This is a genomic window from Alitiscatomonas aceti, from assembly GCF_025567195.1.
GTDB classification, from domain to species: Bacteria; Bacillota; Clostridia; order Lachnospirales; family Lachnospiraceae; genus Alitiscatomonas; species Alitiscatomonas aceti.
Window position 1 is genome coordinate 78,373 of sequence record NZ_JAOQJF010000003.1, and the last position, 18,280, is coordinate 96,652.

Here is an 18,280-nt window from a genome sequence, read left to right on the forward strand (position 1 = left end):
GGTTTTGAAAACCACATCAAAAAGTGGAGGGTTTTGTCGTGGTACAGATAGTGACGGATTCTTCTGTGCTCTATACAGAAGAAGAGGCGAAGGCGGCCGGATTTGACGTGATCCCCCTGTGTGTCAGCGTGGGAGATATGGATGGCCGGGATTTACAGATCGATATGGAAGAGTTCTACGGGCGTATTGGAAAGGGAGAGATTCCCAGGTCCTCCCAGCCTCCCATCGGGGATGTTGTGGAGGTCTATGAGAAATACCAGGATGCGGATGTTTTGAATATCTGTGTCGCCGACGGTCTTTCGGGGACGTATCATGGTGCCTTAAGCGCCAGGGATATGGTGGAAAACCGGGACCGGATCACCGTGTTCAACAGCCGGACCCTTTGCGGCCCCCACAGATATATGGTGGAAAAGGCCCAGAAGATGAAGGAGGAGGGGAAGGGGATCCCCGAGATCCTGGAATGGTTAAAGAGTGCAGCGGAAAAGACGGAATCTTTTCTGATCCCCCAGGACTTTGGATTTTTAAAGCGCGGAGGGAGGCTGACTCCTGTGGCGGCGGCCCTGGGTTCAGTCCTTAAGCTGAAGCCGGTGATGCGGCTGACGGAGGACGGCACCCGTCTGGATAAATTTTTTGTGAAGCGTACCATGTCAGCGGCTGTGTCCGGGATCATGGACCATATGAAGAAAAAAGGGATCGATGGGCGGTATCTCCTTTATATCGTCCATGCGGCGGCTCCCAAAGAAGCCGGAGCCATCCGTGAGATGATCGAAGCAGAATTTAAAGGGATCGGGATCCAGATGATGGATCTAAGCCCTGTATTCGTGGCCCAGGGCGGACCCGGGTGCGTGGCCATCCAGTATATCGAACGATAGGAATAAAAAGGACCGGTACCTTCCGGGGCATGAGGCTGCCCGGGAGCGTACCGGTCTTTTTTGGGTTCCTGGCAAAAGGGAGGGGACTGGCCCCGACCGCTTTTTATTCTGCAACGGTCACAGAAGTGATGTGCGGGTTTACGCCCTCATACCAGTAAAGGAAGCCCTCGGCGTCGATGGTCTGGCCGATCTCCAGGGCCTTTACAGCGGCATATACATCAGAGGAAGCATCGCAGAGGTAGGACTCTACAACGAAGGAATAGGTCTGGCCGTTATAGGAAACGTTAAAGTACAGATCGTCGCCTTCAGAGCCGCTTCCATCCCAGTTGTAAAGGAAAGCGACGTCATTGCCGTCCGCATCCTTTCCTGCGGGCTCCACAGTCAGTCCCTTAAAGGTGGCCAGCTGGTTCTGGTGGTCGATGAGCTCGTCCTTGCCCAGAAGCTCTGTGGCGTCAAAGGGCTCAGCGATGAATTCACCATCGACAAATTCGAAGGTGGCGTCGATGATCTCCACCTCGCCGGACCACTCAGTCTTATAGCCGGTTACCCGGATCGTTGCGCCGGGAACTAATTTTTCATAGTCCTCTTTGGAGCAGGCCATGTTATAAAGGAAGTATGCGCCGTCCTCATCCTGGGCGTAAACGGTGGCCTTGTCCTCCCACCAGGACTGCTTTGCCTGTACGGAAGCCTCGATGACAACCTTGGAATCCAGCTCGGCGGCCATGTACTCCTCATAGCTCATGACAGAAACCTCTCCGGCCTCAGCGGCAGACGTTTCGGCAGCGGAGGTTTCAGCGGCAGACGTTTCGGCAGCGGAGGTTTCAGCGGCAGATGTCTCAGCAGCAGAAGTCTCGGCGGCTGTGGTCTCAGCCTCGCTGGCGGCTGTGGTTTCGGTGCTGTTTCCGGAACAGCCGGTCATGGCCATAGCCATGGAAAGTGCGATTGCGGTTACTGTGATTTTTTTCATAATCAGCTCTCCTTTTAATACAATATTTCCCAACCACCTATTATAGCTGAAAAAACGGGAAAATCAATGATTTTGTGTTCTCTTTTTCAAGATATCCCGGAAGGCCCAGAGAAGGATCAGTACCCAGGAAAGTATAAGACCGCCCACGAGGACCCTGGCGGTCCAGGGAAGAGGACCCAGATCGGTCTTTCCAGAGGTCTGGGCCTTCACCTCATCCAGATGGTAAAGGCTGGCCACATCGTCAAAAAGACGGTCCATGTAGGCATCGTCCACGGTCTCCTTCCGCCGGACAGATTTGGTCACGCTTTCGATGAGCTGGCCCGCTGCGTCCCGGAGAGAGGCAGAGCCGTTGAACACAGGAGTTACAAAGGTATTTCCGGTGTTGGAAAGGAGCAGCATGGATGCCTGGATTTTTATTTTATAAAAATCATCGTCATCCTCCCCGGCCCTGGAAAGATAGTCCTGGTATTCCGCTGAATCCTGGGCCATGGAGGTCACAGGAACGTACCCCTCGGTCCGGGCGTAGGCGGTCTGGACCTGGTTAGTCAGCAGATACTGGGTAAAGAGCCAGGAAGCCATCACCTCTCCCGGATCCTCTTTATTGAAGATGCATACAGACGGTCCCTGGGAGATCATCTGCGGGTGCTCCGGATCAAACTGGGGAATGGGCATGATCTCTGTTTCAAAATCCACCCGGGCATCCTCAGCAATATCAGAAAGGGGAGCCCCGGCGCCCATCCAGGTGGCTCCTGCTGTGGAATCGATGGCGAAAACGCACTGACCGGCATTCAGAAAGTTGGCCGGATAGCTGGAGATCTTAAAGGTGGAAAAGGCCCCGGTCCCAGCATGGCCGGCGATGGAAGAAAGGAGCTCCCTGGTGGTATCGTTAAAGAGCTGGATCTCCCCCGACGGCGTGGAATAGCCTGCGCCCTTCTGTCTCAGCATCTGGATCATCATGTTGTCTGTGGATTTATAGATGAAGGGGATCATCACCTTCTGTCCGTTGACCTTATAGACTCCGTTTTCATCCTTTTTGGCAGCCGCCTCGGATACCTCCCAGATAAAATCCCAGGTGAGGGTCTCCGGCAGGGTGTAGCTCAGCTTTTCCACATAGGTCTTATTGATATAGCAGGCCTCGGTGGAACGCATGAAGGGCATGGCGTAGGTGCGCCCGTTTACGGTACACTCCTTTAAAAATTCCGGGATCAGATCCTCCTTTCCGGGACCGTCAAATTTCAGACGGCTGCCTCCCAGCCCGAATTCCGGATCCTCAGAAAGAGCGTCCAGGGGGACCACCACGTTGTCTCCGGTGAGATAGGTGGCGATGTGGTCGGGATAGGTGATGCAGACGTTGGGTGTGGTCCCGGTGGAGATATTGGTGATCACGTCGTTGTAGATCTTTCCATAGTCTGTATACAGCCGCAGGTTTACCGTGATATTGGGATACAGGGCCTGGAAATCCTCAATGGCCTTTTTGTAAATGTCCGTCTGACGCTTGTTGGTGTCATTTTTGGCCCAGAAGGTGATCTCATATGCTTTTGTCTCATCAAAGGTCTCCGGCGGCTGGAAGGCCTCCGTTTCCCTGGAGCCGTGGCAGCCGGACAGGAAAACGGCGCAGGCCGCGCCCAGAAAAAGGGGAAAAAGCCGTTTCCATCGGATCATCCTTTCATTCCTCCTCTCGATACGCCTTCCATGATCTTTTTGCGGAATACAAGGAACAGTGTAATGAGCGGCACTGAGATCACCACCACGGCCGCCATCATGGCCGGGATATTCTCGCGGCCAAAGCCGTTCTCACGGATCTCCTGGATCCCGTTGGATACCAGGAAAAGGTCCGGGTTATCGGTGACCAGCCGGGGCCATACATAGGAGTTCCAGCATTCAATGATCTTTAAAATGATAATGGTGACGATGGTAGGGCGGCAGATGGGGATCAGGACCTTCCATAGATATTTAAAATCGGAGGTTCCGTCCACCCGGGCCGCCTTGTATAATTCGTCCGGCACCTGCTCAAAGTTTTCCTTCAGCAGATAAATATAAAAGACGGACGTTACCGACGGCAGGATCAGACCGGCGAAGGTGTTTCTGAGGTCCAGGCCGGTGATGGTGGCGAAGTTGGTGATGACCACCAGTTCATTGGGGATCATCATTAAGGAAAGAAACAGTAAAAATACCAGATTCTTTCCCTTAAATTCCAGCCTGGCAAAGGCGTAGGCCGCCAGGATGCTGACCGCCGCCATGATGGCCGTGGTGAGCACTGTGAATACCAGGGTATTCAGAAGATACCGGCCCAGAGGGACTGCGGTAAAAGCTGCCTTATAGTTTTCTAAGGTGGGAGACAGGGTAAAGAGCGCCGGTATGTGCTCCGCGTTGTAGGAGCCGTAGCTTTTTACTGAGGTTAAGAGCATCCAGTAAAAGGGAAACAGCACCATAAGGGCCCATAAGACCAGGGCTGTGTAGGTGAGCGCTTTTCTGACAAGAGCCCGCCTGCGTTCTGTCTGCCGGATCCGTTCAAGATCCGTCTGATTTGGATGATTCATATTGACCTCCTGTTACTGGTTCTGCCTGCGGCTCACCAGGAGATTCACACAGGTGATGGTGAGCACGATGGCAAAAAGGATGATGGCAGCCGCTGAGGCGTAGGACGGATAACCGCCGGAGGCCCCGTACAGCATATCGTAAACGTACCCGACAATGGTGTTCATTCCGGCAGCGTTCAGATCGGTGCCGAACAGAGCCACAGCATCGCTGTACGCCTTAAAGGCCCCGATGAAGCCGGTGATCACCAGATACACGATCATGGGAGAGATCATGGGCAGGGTGATCCTGGTAAAGGTCCTGAACCGGGAGGTCCCGTCCACCCGGGCCGCTTTATAATAGTCCGGATTCACCGAAGCCAGGGCGCTGGTGAGGATCAGGATCTTAAAGGGCAGCACCACCCAGACCGTATAAAAACAGAGTACGGTCATTTTAGCCCAGTAGGGGCCGTCGATGAAATCCACGGACGGGCCGCCGAACCACTGGATCATCAGATTAACAAGGCCGTCGGTGTATTCCGTTTTCTGGAACAGGATCATGAACACCAGGCCCACGGCCAGGGTGTTGGTCACATAGGGCAGAAAATAAATGGTCTGGAACAGGTTTCTTAAGGGCTTTATGGAGCTTAAGCCCAGGGAGATGAGGAGCGCCAGGCCTGTAGACATAGGAACCGTGATGACCACCAGGAGGAAGGTGTTTTTCACCGCCTGGAGAAAATACGGGTCGTGGAGCACATAGGAATAGTTGTAGGTTCCCACGCCGAAATACGTCTGGGAAGCAAAGTTATAGCCCTCCTCCAGGGAATAGACGAAAACGTCTATGAGCGGATATACCATAAAGCAGCCGAGAAACAGGATGGCCGGAAGCAGGTACAGCCAGGGCTTTAGATCTGAATGTTTCATATAAGGAAGTCCCCCTGTGTTTTATGAGATGGAAAATGGGATCCGCGCTCCGGTCTCCCTGTGGAACAGGAACACCTTGGACGGCTTTAAGGAAAAATGCACGGATCCGGCGTCCCGGTCCACGGGCGTTTCTGCAGTGATGATGGAGCGGACCGAGGGATTTTCAGAACAGGGATGGGAGGAGATCACGCTCACGTCCCGGCCCATGACCTCCACCCGGCTTAAGCTGGCGGCAAAGGGGCCGTTTTCGGTGAGGATGAAGCCCTCGGGACGGATCCCCACGGTCACTGGCTGGTCCGGAACGCCCTTCACAGAAAGGACTGGCTGGTCTCCCAGCCACAGCGTCTCCTTCCGCACCTCTCCCTTAAACATATTGATGGGCGGGTTTCCCAGGAATTTTGCCACAAACAGGCTGGCCGGATCGTCGTACACCTCCTGGGGGCGGCCCATCTGCATGAAGATCCCGTCCTTCATGACCACGATCTGGTCGGAGATGCTCATGGCCTCCTCCTGGTCGTGGGTGACGAAAACGGTGGTGACTCTGGTCTCCTGCTGGATCTTCCGGATCTCCTCCCGGGTCTGGAGCCGCAGGCGGGCGTCCAGGTTGGACAGGGGCTCGTCTAAGAGGAGCACGTTGGGCGTTTTCACCAGGGCCCTGGCGATGGCTACCCGCTGCTGCTGGCCGCCGGAAAGCTCTCGGGGCTTCCGGTCCATGAGCCCCTGGATCTGTACCAGTCCAGCGGCTTTTTCTGCCCGCCGGTTCATTTCTTCTTTGGAAAGCTTCTGCTTTCCTTTGAGGTTTTCCAGAGGGAACAGGATGTTCTGGCGCACAGTCAGATGGGGATACAGGGCGTAATTCTGGAACACCATGCCAACACCTCTGAGCTCCGGGGGCATATCCGTCACATCGGTGTCCCCGAAATAGATCTTCCCCTCTGTGGGAGCTTCCAGGCCGCAGAGCAGGTTTAAGGCCGTGCTTTTTCCGCAGCCGGACGGCCCCAGAAGGCCGATGAGGGAGCCGTCGGGGATCTCAAAGGTGAAATCACTGACGGCTGTCACCTCTTCCCCCTTCTTCCCGCGGGCCGGAAATTTTTTTGTGAGATGCTCTAATACAATTTTCATGGGATCGTATCTCCTGACGTAATATTGATTCCTTTCGATTATAGCGGATTCCGCTTTTTTTTCAAGGTTTCCGGAGGAAAAGATTGGGAAGGAAGGCGGGTTGCCTTTTTTTCTCTTTCAGAGTACAATAGTTCTGACTGCGGAAGGAATTACAAAAGAAAAGAGGAATTTTATGGAAGAGATCCGAAACAAAAAGAAAATATGGGGCCGGTTCCTGCTTTCGATGCTGCTGGCGGCAGGACTTATTTCCGGCTGCGGAAACAGTGCTGGGACAGAGCTGCCGGCGGAACAGACGGCGGACGGTTCCGGCCTTGAAGTCCATTTCATCGACGTAGGCCAGGCGGACGCGGCCCTGGTGCTCTGTGACGGGGAAAGCATGCTGATCGACGGCGGAAACTCTGAGGATTCGGACGTGATCTATACCTATCTGGAAAAGCAGAAGGTGGAGGAGCTGGATTATATGGTCTGTACCCATGCCCACGAGGACCATGTGGGAGGCCTCTCCGGAGCCCTTACGTATGCGTCTGTGGATACAGCCCTTGCCCCGGTGACGGAGTACGACAGCAGGGCCTTTAGAAATTTTCTGGAGGGACTGGAAAAGCAGGGGACAGAGATCACCATACCAGAGGCCGGAGACAGCTTTTCCCTGGGAAGCGCCCAGGTGAAGATCCTGGGACCGGTCCGGGAGACGGATGAGACCAACAATACCTCCATCGTTCTCCGGATCGTATATGGGGATACGTCATTTTTATTCACCGGAGATGCGGAGCGGGAAGAGGAGGAGGACATCTTGGATACAGGGGAAGTCTTAAAGAGCACGGTCCTAAAGGTGGGCCACCACGGAAGCGACAGCTCCACTTCTTATCCGTTCCTTCGGGAGGTGATGCCGGAGTACGGCGTGATCTCTGTGGGGACCGGAAATACCTACGGCCATCCCACCCAGGAGGTCTTAAGCCGTCTGAGCGATGCGGGCGTGACGGTGTACCGGACGGATCTCCAGGGAGATATCATCTGTACCAGCGACGGCGCGGAGGTCACCTTCCGGACTGCTAAAGATACGGCTCCCCAGGAGGGAAGAAAGCCGGATCAGGAGGAGAAGGAATATATCCTCAATACAAATACTATGAAGTTCCACGCCCCCGCCTGCTCCAGCGCGGCGGAGATGGGGCCGGAGAACAAAAAGGAATTTAAAGGAACCAGAGAGGAGCTGCTGGAACAGGGATACAGTCCCTGCGGCCGGTGTAAGCCGTAGGAGGCAGGAAAGAGGAGAACTATGAAACTGGAAGAAAACAGAGCGCCGGACCCGAAGGAGGAGCCTGTGGCCGGGGACAGGCAGGAGATCATGGAGATCGCCATGCGGGCCGGGCACATCCTTCTGGAAAACGGTGCAGAGATCTCCCGGGTGGAGGAGACCATTGACCGGATCTGCCGTCATTACGGGATCCAGTCGGCAAATTCATTTGTCCTCAGCAATGGGATCTTTTCCACCATGGGAAACCAGAGAGAAGAATTCTTTGCCAGGGTGCAACACATTCCCGTCAGCGGCGCCCACCTGAACCGGGTGGCGGCCGTCAACCAGCTTTCCCGGGAGATCGAGGAAGGAAAACACACCATCGCGGATCTGGAGCGGTGCCTGGACGACATTGAAAACATGCCGGGAAAGCGAAATATTGTCCAGATCATGGCGTCAGCAGTGGGAAGCGGTGCATTCTGCCTGTTTTTCGGCGGTGATCTCCTGGACAGCGCGGCGGCATTTTTATCCGGGATGCTTTTGTATGTGTATATCCTTTACGGGGGATACAGGCTTTCCCGGCTGGTGGAGCATATCCTGGGAGGGGCCCTGGTAACGTTTTTATGTATGGTATTCTATCACCTGGGCCTGGGCCATAACGTCAGCTCCATGATCATCGGCTCTGTGATCCCCATGATCCCCGGGGTGGCCTTCACCAACGCGATCCGGGATCTGACGGACGGGGACTATATTGCCGGTTCGGTGCGGATGATGGATACGGCGCTGGTGGTCCTGGGGATCGCCCTGGGAGTGGGGATGATGTTCACCGCTTATTACCGGATCACAGGAGGAAATCTGCTATGACGAAGCTTTCTGCATGGTTTGCTTTTTTTCCGCCTTTTCCCACAGGCGAGCTTTTTAAGCAGCTTCTGGCGGCGGGCGTGGGGACGGCGGCTTTTTCCGTCCTGTTTTATGTACCGAGGAAATACTATGGCTTCTGCGCGGCCTGCGGTGCCTGGGGCTGGCTCACATATTTTGTCCTGGAATGGGCCGGGATGACTGTAACGGAGGCTACATTTTTTGCGGCAGCAGCGGTGGTTTTTTTGTCCAGGCTGTTTGCGGTCATGGAGCGGTGCCCGGCCACTCTGTTCATGATCCCGGGGATCTTTCCCCTGGTGCCTGGGGCTGGGATCTACTGGACAGCTTATTATATCGTGACGGATCAGATGGAACTGGCCAGCCGTACGGGCTTTTCCGCTGTCAAGGCGGCGGTGGCCATCGTTCTGGGGATCATTTTTGTGTTTGAGATCCCTCAGAGCTTTTTTAAACGGGTCCTGGGAAAAAAACGGGCGGGGGAAACCGCCCGGAACCAGTAAAATGCGCCGGGAAAGAAAAAGAATACAGGTATTTACAGATTTTTCCCAATATGCTATAATACTAAGAGTCTGTATCTTAAGAATACGAAAAGGATGGTTTTACAATGGCAACTTTACTTGAAACATGGAGAAACCTGGCATACGGTGATGGCCTCGACGATAAAAAGAGAGAAGATCTCTGGACGGGATATTTTACAGTGGAGAAGGGGATCTACGAGAAGATCCTTTCCGACCCGGCCCAGGTGGTAGAGGGGACCGTAAAGGAGCTGGCTGAAAAGTATGAGACAGAAGTGCTCATCATGACCGGATTTTTAGACGGCATCAACGAGAGCTTAAAGGGATATGAGAATCCCATCGAGACAATGGACGAGAATACGGCCGTTAAGATCGAGATCGATCCGGAAAAGCTGTACTACAATATGGTGGAAGCGAAGGCGACCTGGCTGTACGGCCTTCCCCAGTGGGAAACGATCCTCACTGAGGAAAAGAGGAACGAGCTTTATAAGGCCCAGAAGGCTTCCGGTACAGTACGCCGCGAAGGCCATAAGATCTACCCCAACGATCCGTGTCCCTGCGGAAGTGGTAAAAAATATAAAAAGTGCTGCGGACGGAATCAGTAAAAAGCTGACGGACATGGGAGCGTTGCAGAATCTGTGGAAATTCTGCTGCGCTCCCTTTTTACGCGAGGGAGACACATGGAAGCATATACGGGATTTGCGGCGGTTTATGATACATTTATGGATAATGTCCCCTATGGGGAATGGTGCGAATACCTGGCAGGGCTTTTAAAGGAGAACGGTGTGGAGAACGGACTGGTCCTGGACCTGGGCTGCGGCACCGGGAGCCTTACGGAGCTTCTGGCTGCCAGGGGCTATGATATGATCGGCATTGATTATTCAGAAGAAATGCTGGAGCTGGCAGCCGGAAAGCGGGCGGAGTCGGGACAGGATATCCTGTATCTCTGCCAGGATATGCGGGAGTTTGAGCTGTACGGCACTGTGAGGGCTGTGGTGTCCATCTGTGACTGTATCAACTATATCACAGACCCGGCGGACCTGGCAGAGGTTTTTTCCCTGGTCAATAATTATCTGGATCCGGGCGGAGTCTTTATTTTCGATCTCAATACGGAATATAAGTACGCCCAGGTCATGGGAGACACCACAGTGGCAGAGGACCGGGAGGAATCCAGTTTTATCTGGGACAATCAGTATGATCCGGAGGAGAGGATCAATATTTACGATCTGGCGATATTCCTGCGGGAGGAAAACGGTCTTTACAGAAAATACCAGGAGACCCATTACCAGCGGGCTTATTCCTTAGAAGAAATACAGGAGGCCCTGGCTCTGGCCGGAATGGAATTTGTGACGGCATATGACGCTTTTACAAAGGATGCGCCCCGGAAGGAAAGCGAAAGGATCTATGTCATAGCCAGGGAACATGGAAAGAAGCAGAATAATTAAGGAAGGTTTGAGAATATGACGGATTATATAATCAGAGCAACGGCAGCGGAGGGACAGATCCGCGCCTTTGCAGCTACCACCAGGGATCTGGTGGAGGCTGCCAGAGATGCCCATAATACCAGCCCGGTGGCTACGGCAGCCCTGGGACGGCTTTTAACGGCCGGAGCCATGATGGGGATCATGATGAAGGGAGAAAAGGATCTTCTGACCCTCCGGGCAGAGGGAGACGGCCCCATTGGCGGCCTTTTGGTGACCGCAGATTCTAAAGGGGACGTCAAGGGCTACGCCTTCAATCCGGAGGTCATGCTGCCGCCCAACGCCCAGGGAAAGCTGGATGTGGGAGGCGCTCTTGGGGTGGGCGTCTTAAGTGTGATCCGGGATATCGGCTTAAAGGAGCCCTATGTGGGCCAGACCATTCTGGTTTCCGGTGAGATCGCCGAGGATCTGACGTACTATTACGCCACCTCTGAGCAGGTTCCGTCCTCGGTAGCTCTGGGAGTCCTTATGAATAAGGATAACACGGTCCGCCAGGCCGGAGGCTTCATTATCCAGCTGATGCCGGGAGCTTCTGATGACTGCATCGACCGGCTGGAGGCCCGTCTGGGAGAGATGAGCTCCATCACCGCTCTTCTGGATGCTGGAAAGACACCGGAGGAGATCTTGGAGGATCTTCTGGGGGATATGGGCCTGGAGATCCTGGACCGTCTTCCTGCCAGGTTCCACTGTGACTGCCATAAGTCCCGGGTAGCAAGAGCCATTACGAGCATTGGAAAAAAAGAACTCCAGAGCATGATCGACGAAGGAAAGCCCATTGAGGTGAGCTGCCATTTTTGTAATAAGATCTATACATTTACAGTGGATGAGTTAAAGGGAATGCTGGAAAAGGCCACCAGGCCATAAAGGATACGGATCAGAAACACCGGAGAGAACGGGATCCCGGAGAATGCTGCAAAAGGGGGTGCTGCAAAGGAAGGGCTTTGGAAAGCTTCTTCACCTGTTTTGCAGCATCCTCTGATGTAATCAGCTTCATGCACATCCGCTTCGTTCTAACAAGCTGTTTCTCTGGTTAGAAAAAGGCACAATGAGAATCGGCGATTAGAGTCTGGTTACGTTGACGGCCTGGGGACCCTTGGAACCCTCGATCACGTCGAATTCGACGTCTGCACCTTCGTCGAGGGTCTTAAAGCCTTCCATATTAAGACCAGAGTAGTGTACGAACACGTCATGCCCATCTGCATCGCAGATAAAGCCGTAACCTTTTTGGTTGTTAAACCACTTAACTGTACCTTTCATATGATACCTCCGCAATAAGACCTTGCAGGCCGCGCCTGCTGTGTTCACAATAGCACAACCGGTTAGGGATGTCAAATAAAATCATGTGGATGATTTTGCGGTTATTCAAAAAATATGAGGGAATCTTGCAATGATGAAAAAAAGACTGGATTTTCAGCACAAAATGAAAAATAACGCCTGGAACCATTTCCGGACCATCACCCACCACCGGCTGCTGGTCATGAAGGGCTGCTTCCAGGTAGGGCTTTACAGACAGGGGCTGCTCCACGATCTGTCCAAATATACCTGGACAGAATTTAAGACGGGAGTCCGCTATTATCAGGGAGACCGCAGTCCCAATGCGGCTGAGAAGGAGATCATGGGATATTCTCCGGCCTGGCTCCACCACAAAGGGAGGAATAAGCACCATTTTGAGTACTGGACCGATGTTTCCACCAGGGAGGATAACTGGAGGATCGTTGGAGTGAAGATGCCGGTCCGGTATTTTGTTGAGATGGTCATGGACCGGATCGCCGCATCCAGGACGTACCGGGGCAGGGCGTACACGGACGGAGACCCATATGCATATTTTTCACGCAGCAAGGATGTTCTGACCATGCACCCGGAAACCAAACGGGAGCTGGATAAGGTGCTCCGTATGCTGGAGAAAAAGGGGGAGCCGTATACCTTCCGGTATCTGCGGTATCTTTTGAAAAAAGGGGATTATTAAGAGATCTGGGCGGCTTAAAAAAGCTCCGCCCAGATTTTTTTAATATACTGGTTGAGCCGGACGGGATCCTGGAAACAGGAGGGCGAAAACTCAAAGAATCCAGTCCTGTCTTTGGAAGAGGTCTTAAATTCCGGAGTCCAGACAGGCTCCGGCTGGGGAAGGAAAACGCCGCTTTTTTTCGTATAGCACGTTTCCTTTGTGGCTTTTATGCGGGCGTCCCGGTCCACGTATTCGCCGACGCTTTTGTGGACCGCCGTATCCTCGTAGATCAGATAATAGTAGTCCTTATAGTTGGGATAATAGTATTTAAGGGTTCCCTCATAAAGCCGGATGGAAAGCTCCAGGGCATTTCCGGCAGCCGCAAAACCGTAGGAGGGGACGGCGGCACAGAGGGGCCGGGGCAGAACGGTCTCTTCTTCTCCCTTTAAGGAAAGCAGGAGCCGGGGCGTTTCACCCGCCGCCTTTTTCAGATCCAGAAGAGTAAAATCCTGGGTAAAAAAATCCGGATAAAACAGGGCCGGCAGGAGCGAGGGCATTCCCTTCAGATCCTCTTCATTATGGAGAAGAAGGAGTCTTAAGAGGTTTTCGTCCCGGGTTTTCAGATAGTCCTCGTAAACGCTTATGAGCTGTCCGCCATCGAAGCTGTCCTCCCGGCAGATGGAGAGAAAGCCTTCGATGGTCTTCTGCTTCAGGTTTTCCAGTCCCAGATGCTTTTTCCAGGGCTTGATGCGCTTATAGATATCCACGCTTTCCACGCCGGAAAAATCACAGGGGAGCTTAAGGGCCCTGCACCGCTTCATAAGGAAGGGGATATCAAAGGTATCTCCGTTAAAATGGACCAGGACGGAGTAGTCCTTTAAAAAGGAGAAAAAGCTCTGGATCACCTGGGCCTCAGAGGCCTTTGTATCGGCAAACCACTGGATAAAATGGGCGCGGCCTTCCTTAAAAAACACACAGCCGATCAGATAGACTGTGCAGAAGTCTCCGGAGAAGCCGGTGGTCTCAATATCAAAGAACAGGAGAGAAGCGGGATCCCCCAGGCGGGCCAGGGGATAGGATCCCTCCGCGTCAAAAGTATTCTGGATCGTTATCATAGGTATGGGTATCGTTCCTTTCGCGTGCAGATCTGGGCTGGAATCTGATCTCAGTATACGTGGTTTCGGATGGAATGTCAATGAACCAGCGGTTCAATACCAGAAAATTTGTTCGATTCATCCCGGGTTTATCTTGCAAAGGCTTTTTGTCTATGGTATGATTCTGTTACAGAGCAACGCCCTATGAGCGGTTCGGAGGGAAAATACATTGATTTCATATATCAGAGGCACCCTGGCGGAAAAAAATGAGGATTCAGCGGTGGTGGAGGCTCACGGAGTCGGATACCAGATCTTCGTGCCTGTGCCGGTGCTTTCAGAGCTTCCGCCCCTGGGGGAAAGCGTAAAGATCTACACATATTTCAGCGTCCGGGAAGACGGGATGAGCCTGTTCGGCTTCCTGTCCCGGCAGGATCTGGCGATGTTTAAGCAGCTGATCGGCGTCAACGGCATCGGCCCCAAAAGCGCCCTTGGGATCCTGTCCGCCTTAAGGCCCGATGTGCTGCGGATGGCGGTGGCGTCCGGCGATGCAAAGACCATATCCAGGGCTCCCGGTGTGGGCCCCAAAACGGCCCAGAGGATCATCCTGGATCTGAAGGATAAGATACGGCCGGAGGACGTGCTGGCCGGAGGACTGGAGGAGTCCCTGGCAGTACCGGAGGAGATATCCGGAGTGGGCCAGGCAGGAAAAGAGGCCGTGGAGGCTCTGACTGCTCTTGGTTATTCGGCGGCAGAGGCGGCCGGAGCTGTAAAGAAGGTGAAGATCACCGAAGAAATGACGGCAGAAGACGTTTTAAAGGGAGCCTTGAGGCATCTGGCCTTTTTATAGGAAGGAACTGGAACAATCAATAGAACAGGCAGGTTGGTATGAGTCGTAAAATCATTACAACAGAAGAGACAGAAGAAGATAAAAAAATAGAAGGAACCTTAAGGCCCCGGTATTTAAAGGAATATATCGGCCAGGAAAAGATAAAATCCACCTTAAAGATCTTTATAGACGCTGCGAAGACCCGGGGAGAGGCCCTGGACCACGTATTATTTTACGGCCCGCCGGGACTGGGAAAAACGACGCTGTGCGGGATCATCGCCAACGAAATGGGAGTGAATCTGAAGGTCACTTCCGGTCCGGCCATCGAAAAGCCCGGGGAGATGGCGGCGATCCTCAACAACCTCCAGGAGGGGGACGTGCTGTTCGTGGACGAGATCCACAGGCTCAACCGCCAGGTGGAGGAGGTCCTGTATCCCGCAATGGAGGATTTTGCCATCGACATCATGCTGGGAAAGGATTCTGCCGCCCGTTCCATCCGGCTGGAGCTTCCGAGGTTTACCCTGGTGGGGGCCACCACCAGGGCGGGACTTTTAACGGCTCCCCTCCGGGACCGTTTCGGCGTGATCCAGCGTCTGGAATTTTACTCGCCGGAGGAGCTCTGCGTGATCGTAAAACGGTCAGCGAAGGTCATGGGCGTGGAGATCCAGGAGGAGGGAGCCTGGGAGATCGCAAGGAGATCCAGGGGCACCCCCAGACTGGCAAACCGGCTTCTGAAGCGGGTCAGGGATTTTGCCCAGGTAAAATACGACGGCGTCATCACAAAGGATGTGGCGGATTTTGCGCTGGATATCCTGGATGTGGACCGGCTGGGACTGGACAACAACGACCGGACGATCCTCCTCACCATGATCCAGAAATTCGGAGGAGGCCCCGTGGGACTGGAGACCCTGGCGGCATCTATTGGAGAGGATTCCGGGACTCTGGAGGATGTATATGAGCCGTATCTTCTGATGAACGGGCTCATCAACCGGACGCCCAGGGGACGGGTAGCCACAGAGGCAGCTTATGTTCATCTCGGCATACCGGCGGACGGCGGGGAAGCGTAAGGATGGGAGCCGGACCGTTACGAAACTATTAGGAAATCCGTAAGGAATAATTTCTGGCTCCGGCGGAGCGGATGTGATAGACTATACAAGGAAAGAAAATCGGGAGAACAGACATGGAAAGAAAAAATTATACAGAAGTGCTGATCAATGGGAATATCTACACCCTGGGCGGATCGGAGGAGCAGGAATATCTCCAGAAGGTGGCTGCTTATATCAATGAGAAGATCGGGATCCTGAAGGCCCAGCCGGGCTTTACAAGACAGAATAAGGATTACCAGGAGGTAATGATCTACCTGAACCTGGCCGACGATTATTTCAAGGCCCTTCAGGAGGCGAAGATGCTGAAGGCCCAGAGGGACGACCTGGAAAGGGAGATATACAGTCTGAAGCATGAGCTGATCAGCGTCCAGATGAAGCTGGACGCCCAGACGGAACAGTAGGATACAAAAGAGAAAAACGGGCTGCCGCATGGAATTTAACGATATGCAGCGGCCCTTTCTGGGCTTTTGGCCGGAAAGGAAGCGTATGGAAAAGAGAAAGGTTGAGATCCTGGCGCCGGCCGGATCTTATGAGAGCATGGTGGCTGCCGTCAACGCCGGGGCCAATGCGGTCTACATCGGCGGAAGCCGGTTCGGAGCCAGGGCCTATGCAGATAATCTGGATGAGGAGGCAATGATCCGGGCCATCGACTTCGTCCACCTCCACAACTGCCGGATCTATATGACGGTCAATACTCTGGTAAAGGAAAAGGAGCTGCCGGAGCTATACGGGTATTTAAAGCCCTATTATGAGGCGGGACTGGATGCGGTCCTGGTCCAGGACCTGGGTGTATTTTCTTATATCCGGGAGCATTTTCCGGATCTGCCCCTCCACATCAGCACCCAGATGACCGTGACAGGAAAATACAGTGCTGCGGAGCTTAAAAGGATGGGGGCCGTCCGGGTGGTACCGGCCAGGGAGCTTTCCCTGAAGGAGATCCGGGAGATCCGTGAGACCACAGGGCTGGAGGTGGAGACCTTTGTCCACGGGGCGCTCTGCTACTGCTATTCGGGCCAGTGCCTGTTTTCCAGCCTCATCGGGGGACGGAGCGGCAACCGGGGCCGGTGTGCCCAGACCTGCCGCCTGCCCTTTGACGTGGAGAAGGGAGATAAGGTCCTTGGAGGGAAAAATGAAAAGTATGTGCTGAGCCTTAAGGATCTTTGTACCCTGGATCTTCTGCCGGAGATCCTGGAGGCAGGGGTCTGCTCCTTAAAGATCGAGGGACGGATGAAGAGTCCCCGGTATACGGCCGGTGTGGTGAGCATTTACCGGAAATATGTGGATATGTACCTGGCACATGGCCGGTCCGGCTACCGGGTGGATCCGGCGGACCGGAGAGCGCTTCTGGAGCTGTTTGACCGAGGCGGCCAGTCAGAGGGCTATTATAAGGAGCACAATGGCCGGGATATGGTGGTCTTAAAGGAAAAGCCGGCCTTCCGGGAGCCGGATCAGGAGCTGTTCGATCATCTGGACCGGACCTATGTGGATGCGGTGAAAAAAGAGCCCATCCGCGGGACTGCCCTGGTCTCAGAGGGAAAGCCGGTGCGGCTGACTGTGGAATATACGCCCTCGCTGGAACCCGCAGAAACCATGGAAGCCGGAATGGCTGTTCTGGAGCCGATTTCCGTTGCCTGTACCGGGGACCTGGCGGAAACGGCAAAGAACGCTCCCATGGATGGGGACAGGATCCGGAAGCAGCTGATGAAGACCGGGGATTCTCCGTTCTTCTTTGAGGAACTGGAGGTTTTGGTGGAAGGAAAGGTATTCCTTCCGGTACAGGCCTTAAACAGGCTGAGGAGAGAGGCCCTGGAGGAGCTTTGCAGGGCTGTGACGGAGCGGTTCCGCCGGAAGTCCGGTGAAGAGCATAAAAATACGGAGGCAGAAGGCGCAGAACGGGCCGCCGCCGGAGAAAACGGAGAGGAAAAAGGGACCGGACTCCAGGCATGTCTGGACGGGCAGAAAACGGCTCCGGAATTTGCCGTATCCGTTTCCAATATGGACCAGCTCCGGGAGGCTCTGGCCCTGGTGCGGGAAAAACGGGAGTCCGGGGCAGAAACGCCCTTTGGGATCTACCTGGCAGGCGAGGAATTTGATCCGGGCCAGTGGAAGGAGCTGGCGGACGGCTGCCATAAGGCTGGAAGCGCCTGTTATCTGATGATGCCCAGGATCTTCCGTTCCCAGGCAGAGCAGTTTTTCCTGGCCCATATGGAGGAGCTTAAAAACGCCGGCTTTGACGCCATAGGCGTGGGTTCCATGGAGGAGCCGGGATTTTTAAGAAAGCATCTGCCGGAAATGAAGCAGTATTTCGACCACGGCATGTATGTGTTCAACCACCGGGCGGAAAAGGCCATGAAGGCCTATGGGGCCAGCCGGGTGACTCTTCCGGTGGAGCTGAACGCCAGGGAGCTTTCCGACGCAGGGGTACGGGGAGAGCTGATCGTTTACGGGTACCTCCCTATGATGGTATCGGCCCAGTGCGTGAAAAAGACCATGGAAGGCTGCACCGGGCGGCCGGAGGTCTTATATCTGAGAGACAGAAAGGGAAAGGCCTTCCCGGTGAAGAACCAGTGCCGGTTCTGCTTTAATACGATCTATAATGAAAGCCCCCTGTCGCTTCTGGGGCTTTCCGGCGAGGCAGCCAGGCTGTCGCCGGCGGCGTACCGGATCATCCTTACGCTGGAGGACAGGGAGACGGCGAAACGGGTGCTCCGCACCTTCTATGAGGAATATATGGAAGGAAAAAAACAGGACCCTCCGTCCGGAAATTTTACCCGCGGTCATTTTAAGCGGGGCGTAGAGTAGGTG

19 protein-coding genes are annotated in these 18,280 nt (G+C 54.1%); 12 read left to right on the forward strand and 7 right to left on the reverse strand.

The window, feature by feature from the left end:
• Positions 1–38 precede the first annotated feature (38 nt).
• Complete coding sequence (locus OCV69_RS02145) at positions 39–872, forward strand: DegV family protein (RefSeq protein ID WP_158357247.1); 834 nt, start codon at positions 39–41, stop codon at positions 870–872.
• 103 nt (positions 873–975) lie between these two features.
• Here OCV69_RS02145 and OCV69_RS02150 read toward each other — a convergent pair whose 3' ends face one another.
• The 5 genes from OCV69_RS02150 to OCV69_RS02170 all read right to left on the reverse strand — a co-directional run bounded on the left by OCV69_RS02150 (position 976) and on the right by OCV69_RS02170 (position 6,401).
• Positions 976–1,839, reverse strand: a complete 864-nt coding sequence (locus tag OCV69_RS02150) for a hypothetical protein (RefSeq protein WP_158357249.1) — start codon at positions 1,837–1,839, stop codon at positions 976–978.
• A 63-nt stretch (positions 1,840–1,902) separates the two neighbouring features.
• Positions 1,903–3,501 (reverse strand): ABC transporter substrate-binding protein, encoded by a 1,599-nt coding sequence (locus OCV69_RS02155; RefSeq protein ID WP_158357251.1) that lies wholly within the window; start codon positions 3,499–3,501, stop codon positions 1,903–1,905.
• A complete protein-coding gene (locus tag OCV69_RS02160) occupies positions 3,498–4,379 on the reverse strand; it encodes a carbohydrate ABC transporter permease (RefSeq protein WP_158357253.1) in 882 nt (293 codons plus the stop codon). The genes OCV69_RS02155 and OCV69_RS02160 overlap by 4 nt, the downstream gene beginning before the upstream one ends.
• 12 nt (positions 4,380–4,391) lie before the next feature.
• The gene (locus OCV69_RS02165; protein ID WP_158357255.1) at positions 4,392–5,279 is read right to left on the reverse strand and encodes a carbohydrate ABC transporter permease; all 888 of its coding nucleotides are present in this window, start codon (positions 5,277–5,279) and stop codon (positions 4,392–4,394) included.
• Positions 5,280–5,300: 21 nt separating this feature from the next.
• A complete protein-coding gene (locus OCV69_RS02170; protein WP_158357257.1) occupies positions 5,301–6,401 on the reverse strand; it encodes an ABC transporter ATP-binding protein in 1,101 nt (366 codons plus the stop codon).
• A 172-nt stretch (positions 6,402–6,573) separates the two neighbouring features.
• Between OCV69_RS02170 and OCV69_RS02175 the strand changes: the two genes are divergently transcribed.
• The 6 genes from OCV69_RS02175 to hslO all read left to right on the forward strand — a co-directional run bounded on the left by OCV69_RS02175 (position 6,574) and on the right by hslO (position 11,368).
• Positions 6,574–7,653, forward strand: coding sequence for a ComEC/Rec2 family competence protein (locus tag OCV69_RS02175; protein ID WP_262562939.1), 1,080 nt, complete (start codon positions 6,574–6,576; stop codon positions 7,651–7,653).
• Between the two features lie 21 nt (positions 7,654–7,674).
• Positions 7,675–8,496 carry a threonine/serine exporter family protein gene (locus OCV69_RS02180; protein ID WP_158357259.1) on the forward strand — a complete coding sequence of 274 codons (822 nt, stop codon included), beginning with the start codon at positions 7,675–7,677 and terminating at the stop codon, positions 8,494–8,496.
• Positions 8,493–9,008, forward strand: coding sequence for a threonine/serine exporter family protein (locus OCV69_RS02185; RefSeq protein ID WP_158357261.1), 516 nt, complete (start codon positions 8,493–8,495; stop codon positions 9,006–9,008). The genes OCV69_RS02180 and OCV69_RS02185 overlap by 4 nt, the downstream gene beginning before the upstream one ends.
• 104 nt (positions 9,009–9,112) lie before the next feature.
• Positions 9,113–9,628, forward strand: coding sequence for an SEC-C metal-binding domain-containing protein (locus tag OCV69_RS02190; RefSeq protein WP_158357263.1), 516 nt, complete (start codon positions 9,113–9,115; stop codon positions 9,626–9,628).
• Between the two features lie 75 nt (positions 9,629–9,703).
• Entirely contained in the window at positions 9,704–10,468 is a 765-nt protein-coding gene (locus tag OCV69_RS02195; protein WP_158357264.1) for a class I SAM-dependent DNA methyltransferase, read from the forward strand.
• Positions 10,469–10,483: 15 nt separating this feature from the next.
• Positions 10,484–11,368 (forward strand): Hsp33 family molecular chaperone HslO, encoded by an 885-nt coding sequence (hslO, locus tag OCV69_RS02200; protein WP_158357266.1) that lies wholly within the window; start codon positions 10,484–10,486, stop codon positions 11,366–11,368.
• Between the two features lie 195 nt (positions 11,369–11,563).
• On the opposite strand, the gene OCV69_RS02205 is transcribed toward hslO, so the two are convergent.
• Entirely contained in the window at positions 11,564–11,761 is a 198-nt protein-coding gene (locus OCV69_RS02205; protein WP_022274149.1) for a cold shock domain-containing protein, read from the reverse strand.
• Between the two features lie 130 nt (positions 11,762–11,891).
• Here OCV69_RS02205 and OCV69_RS02210 point away from each other — a divergent pair, with 130 nt between their 5' ends.
• The gene (locus OCV69_RS02210) at positions 11,892–12,470 is read left to right on the forward strand and encodes a DUF5662 family protein (protein ID WP_331485615.1); all 579 of its coding nucleotides are present in this window, start codon (positions 11,892–11,894) and stop codon (positions 12,468–12,470) included.
• A gap of 14 nt (positions 12,471–12,484) precedes the next feature.
• On the opposite strand, the gene OCV69_RS02215 is transcribed toward OCV69_RS02210, so the two are convergent.
• The gene (locus OCV69_RS02215) at positions 12,485–13,564 is read right to left on the reverse strand and encodes a ribonuclease H-like domain-containing protein (protein ID WP_158357268.1); all 1,080 of its coding nucleotides are present in this window, start codon (positions 13,562–13,564) and stop codon (positions 12,485–12,487) included.
• Positions 13,565–13,772: 208 nt separating this feature from the next.
• On the opposite strand from OCV69_RS02215, the gene ruvA reads away from it, so the two are divergent.
• The 4 genes from ruvA to OCV69_RS02235 all read left to right on the forward strand — a co-directional run bounded on the left by ruvA (position 13,773) and on the right by OCV69_RS02235 (position 18,277).
• Positions 13,773–14,390: a Holliday junction branch migration protein RuvA gene (gene ruvA, locus OCV69_RS02220; RefSeq protein ID WP_022274146.1), complete on the forward strand. Its 618-nt coding sequence runs from the start codon at positions 13,773–13,775 to the stop codon at positions 14,388–14,390.
• Positions 14,391–14,428: 38 nt separating this feature from the next.
• A complete protein-coding gene (gene ruvB, locus OCV69_RS02225) occupies positions 14,429–15,436 on the forward strand; it encodes a Holliday junction branch migration DNA helicase RuvB (protein WP_158357270.1) in 1,008 nt (335 codons plus the stop codon).
• Between the two features lie 113 nt (positions 15,437–15,549).
• A complete protein-coding gene (locus OCV69_RS02230; RefSeq protein WP_022274144.1) occupies positions 15,550–15,876 on the forward strand; it encodes a cell division protein ZapA in 327 nt (108 codons plus the stop codon).
• An 85-nt stretch (positions 15,877–15,961) separates the two neighbouring features.
• Positions 15,962–18,277 (forward strand): U32 family peptidase, encoded by a 2,316-nt coding sequence (locus OCV69_RS02235; RefSeq protein ID WP_158357272.1) that lies wholly within the window; start codon positions 15,962–15,964, stop codon positions 18,275–18,277.
• Positions 18,278–18,280 lie beyond the last annotated feature (3 nt).

Bases quoted from the DNA above. Each gene is read 5' to 3' on its own strand.
- OCV69_RS02185 (WP_158357261.1), top strand. From the start codon at position 8,493: ATGACGAAGCTTTCTGCATGGTTTGCTTTTTTTCCGCCTTTTCCCACA.
- OCV69_RS02180 (WP_158357259.1), top strand. From the start codon at position 7,675: ATGAAACTGGAAGAAAACAGAGCGCCGGACCCGAAGGAGGAGCCTGTG.
- OCV69_RS02170 (WP_158357257.1), bottom strand. From the start codon at position 6,401: ATGAAAATTGTATTAGAGCATCTCACAAAAAAATTTCCGGCCCGCGGG.
- hslO (WP_158357266.1), top strand. From the start codon at position 10,484: ATGACGGATTATATAATCAGAGCAACGGCAGCGGAGGGACAGATCCGC.
- OCV69_RS02160 (WP_158357253.1), bottom strand. From the start codon at position 4,379: ATGAATCATCCAAATCAGACGGATCTTGAACGGATCCGGCAGACAGAA.
- OCV69_RS02230 (WP_022274144.1), top strand. From the start codon at position 15,550: ATGGAAAGAAAAAATTATACAGAAGTGCTGATCAATGGGAATATCTAC.
- OCV69_RS02150 (WP_158357249.1), bottom strand. From the start codon at position 1,839: ATGAAAAAAATCACAGTAACCGCAATCGCACTTTCCATGGCTATGGCC.
- OCV69_RS02190 (WP_158357263.1), top strand. From the start codon at position 9,113: ATGGCAACTTTACTTGAAACATGGAGAAACCTGGCATACGGTGATGGC.
- OCV69_RS02155 (WP_158357251.1), bottom strand. From the start codon at position 3,501: ATGATCCGATGGAAACGGCTTTTTCCCCTTTTTCTGGGCGCGGCCTGC.
- OCV69_RS02165 (WP_158357255.1), bottom strand. From the start codon at position 5,279: ATGAAACATTCAGATCTAAAGCCCTGGCTGTACCTGCTTCCGGCCATC.
- ruvB (WP_158357270.1), top strand. From the start codon at position 14,429: ATGAGTCGTAAAATCATTACAACAGAAGAGACAGAAGAAGATAAAAAA.
- OCV69_RS02215 (WP_158357268.1), bottom strand. From the start codon at position 13,564: ATGATAACGATCCAGAATACTTTTGACGCGGAGGGATCCTATCCCCTG.
- OCV69_RS02175 (WP_262562939.1), top strand. From the start codon at position 6,574: ATGGAAGAGATCCGAAACAAAAAGAAAATATGGGGCCGGTTCCTGCTT.
- OCV69_RS02195 (WP_158357264.1), top strand. From the start codon at position 9,704: ATGGAAGCATATACGGGATTTGCGGCGGTTTATGATACATTTATGGAT.
- OCV69_RS02210 (WP_331485615.1), top strand. From the start codon at position 11,892: ATGATGAAAAAAAGACTGGATTTTCAGCACAAAATGAAAAATAACGCC.
- OCV69_RS02205 (WP_022274149.1), bottom strand. From the start codon at position 11,761: ATGAAAGGTACAGTTAAGTGGTTTAACAACCAAAAAGGTTACGGCTTT.
- OCV69_RS02235 (WP_158357272.1), top strand. From the start codon at position 15,962: ATGGAAAAGAGAAAGGTTGAGATCCTGGCGCCGGCCGGATCTTATGAG.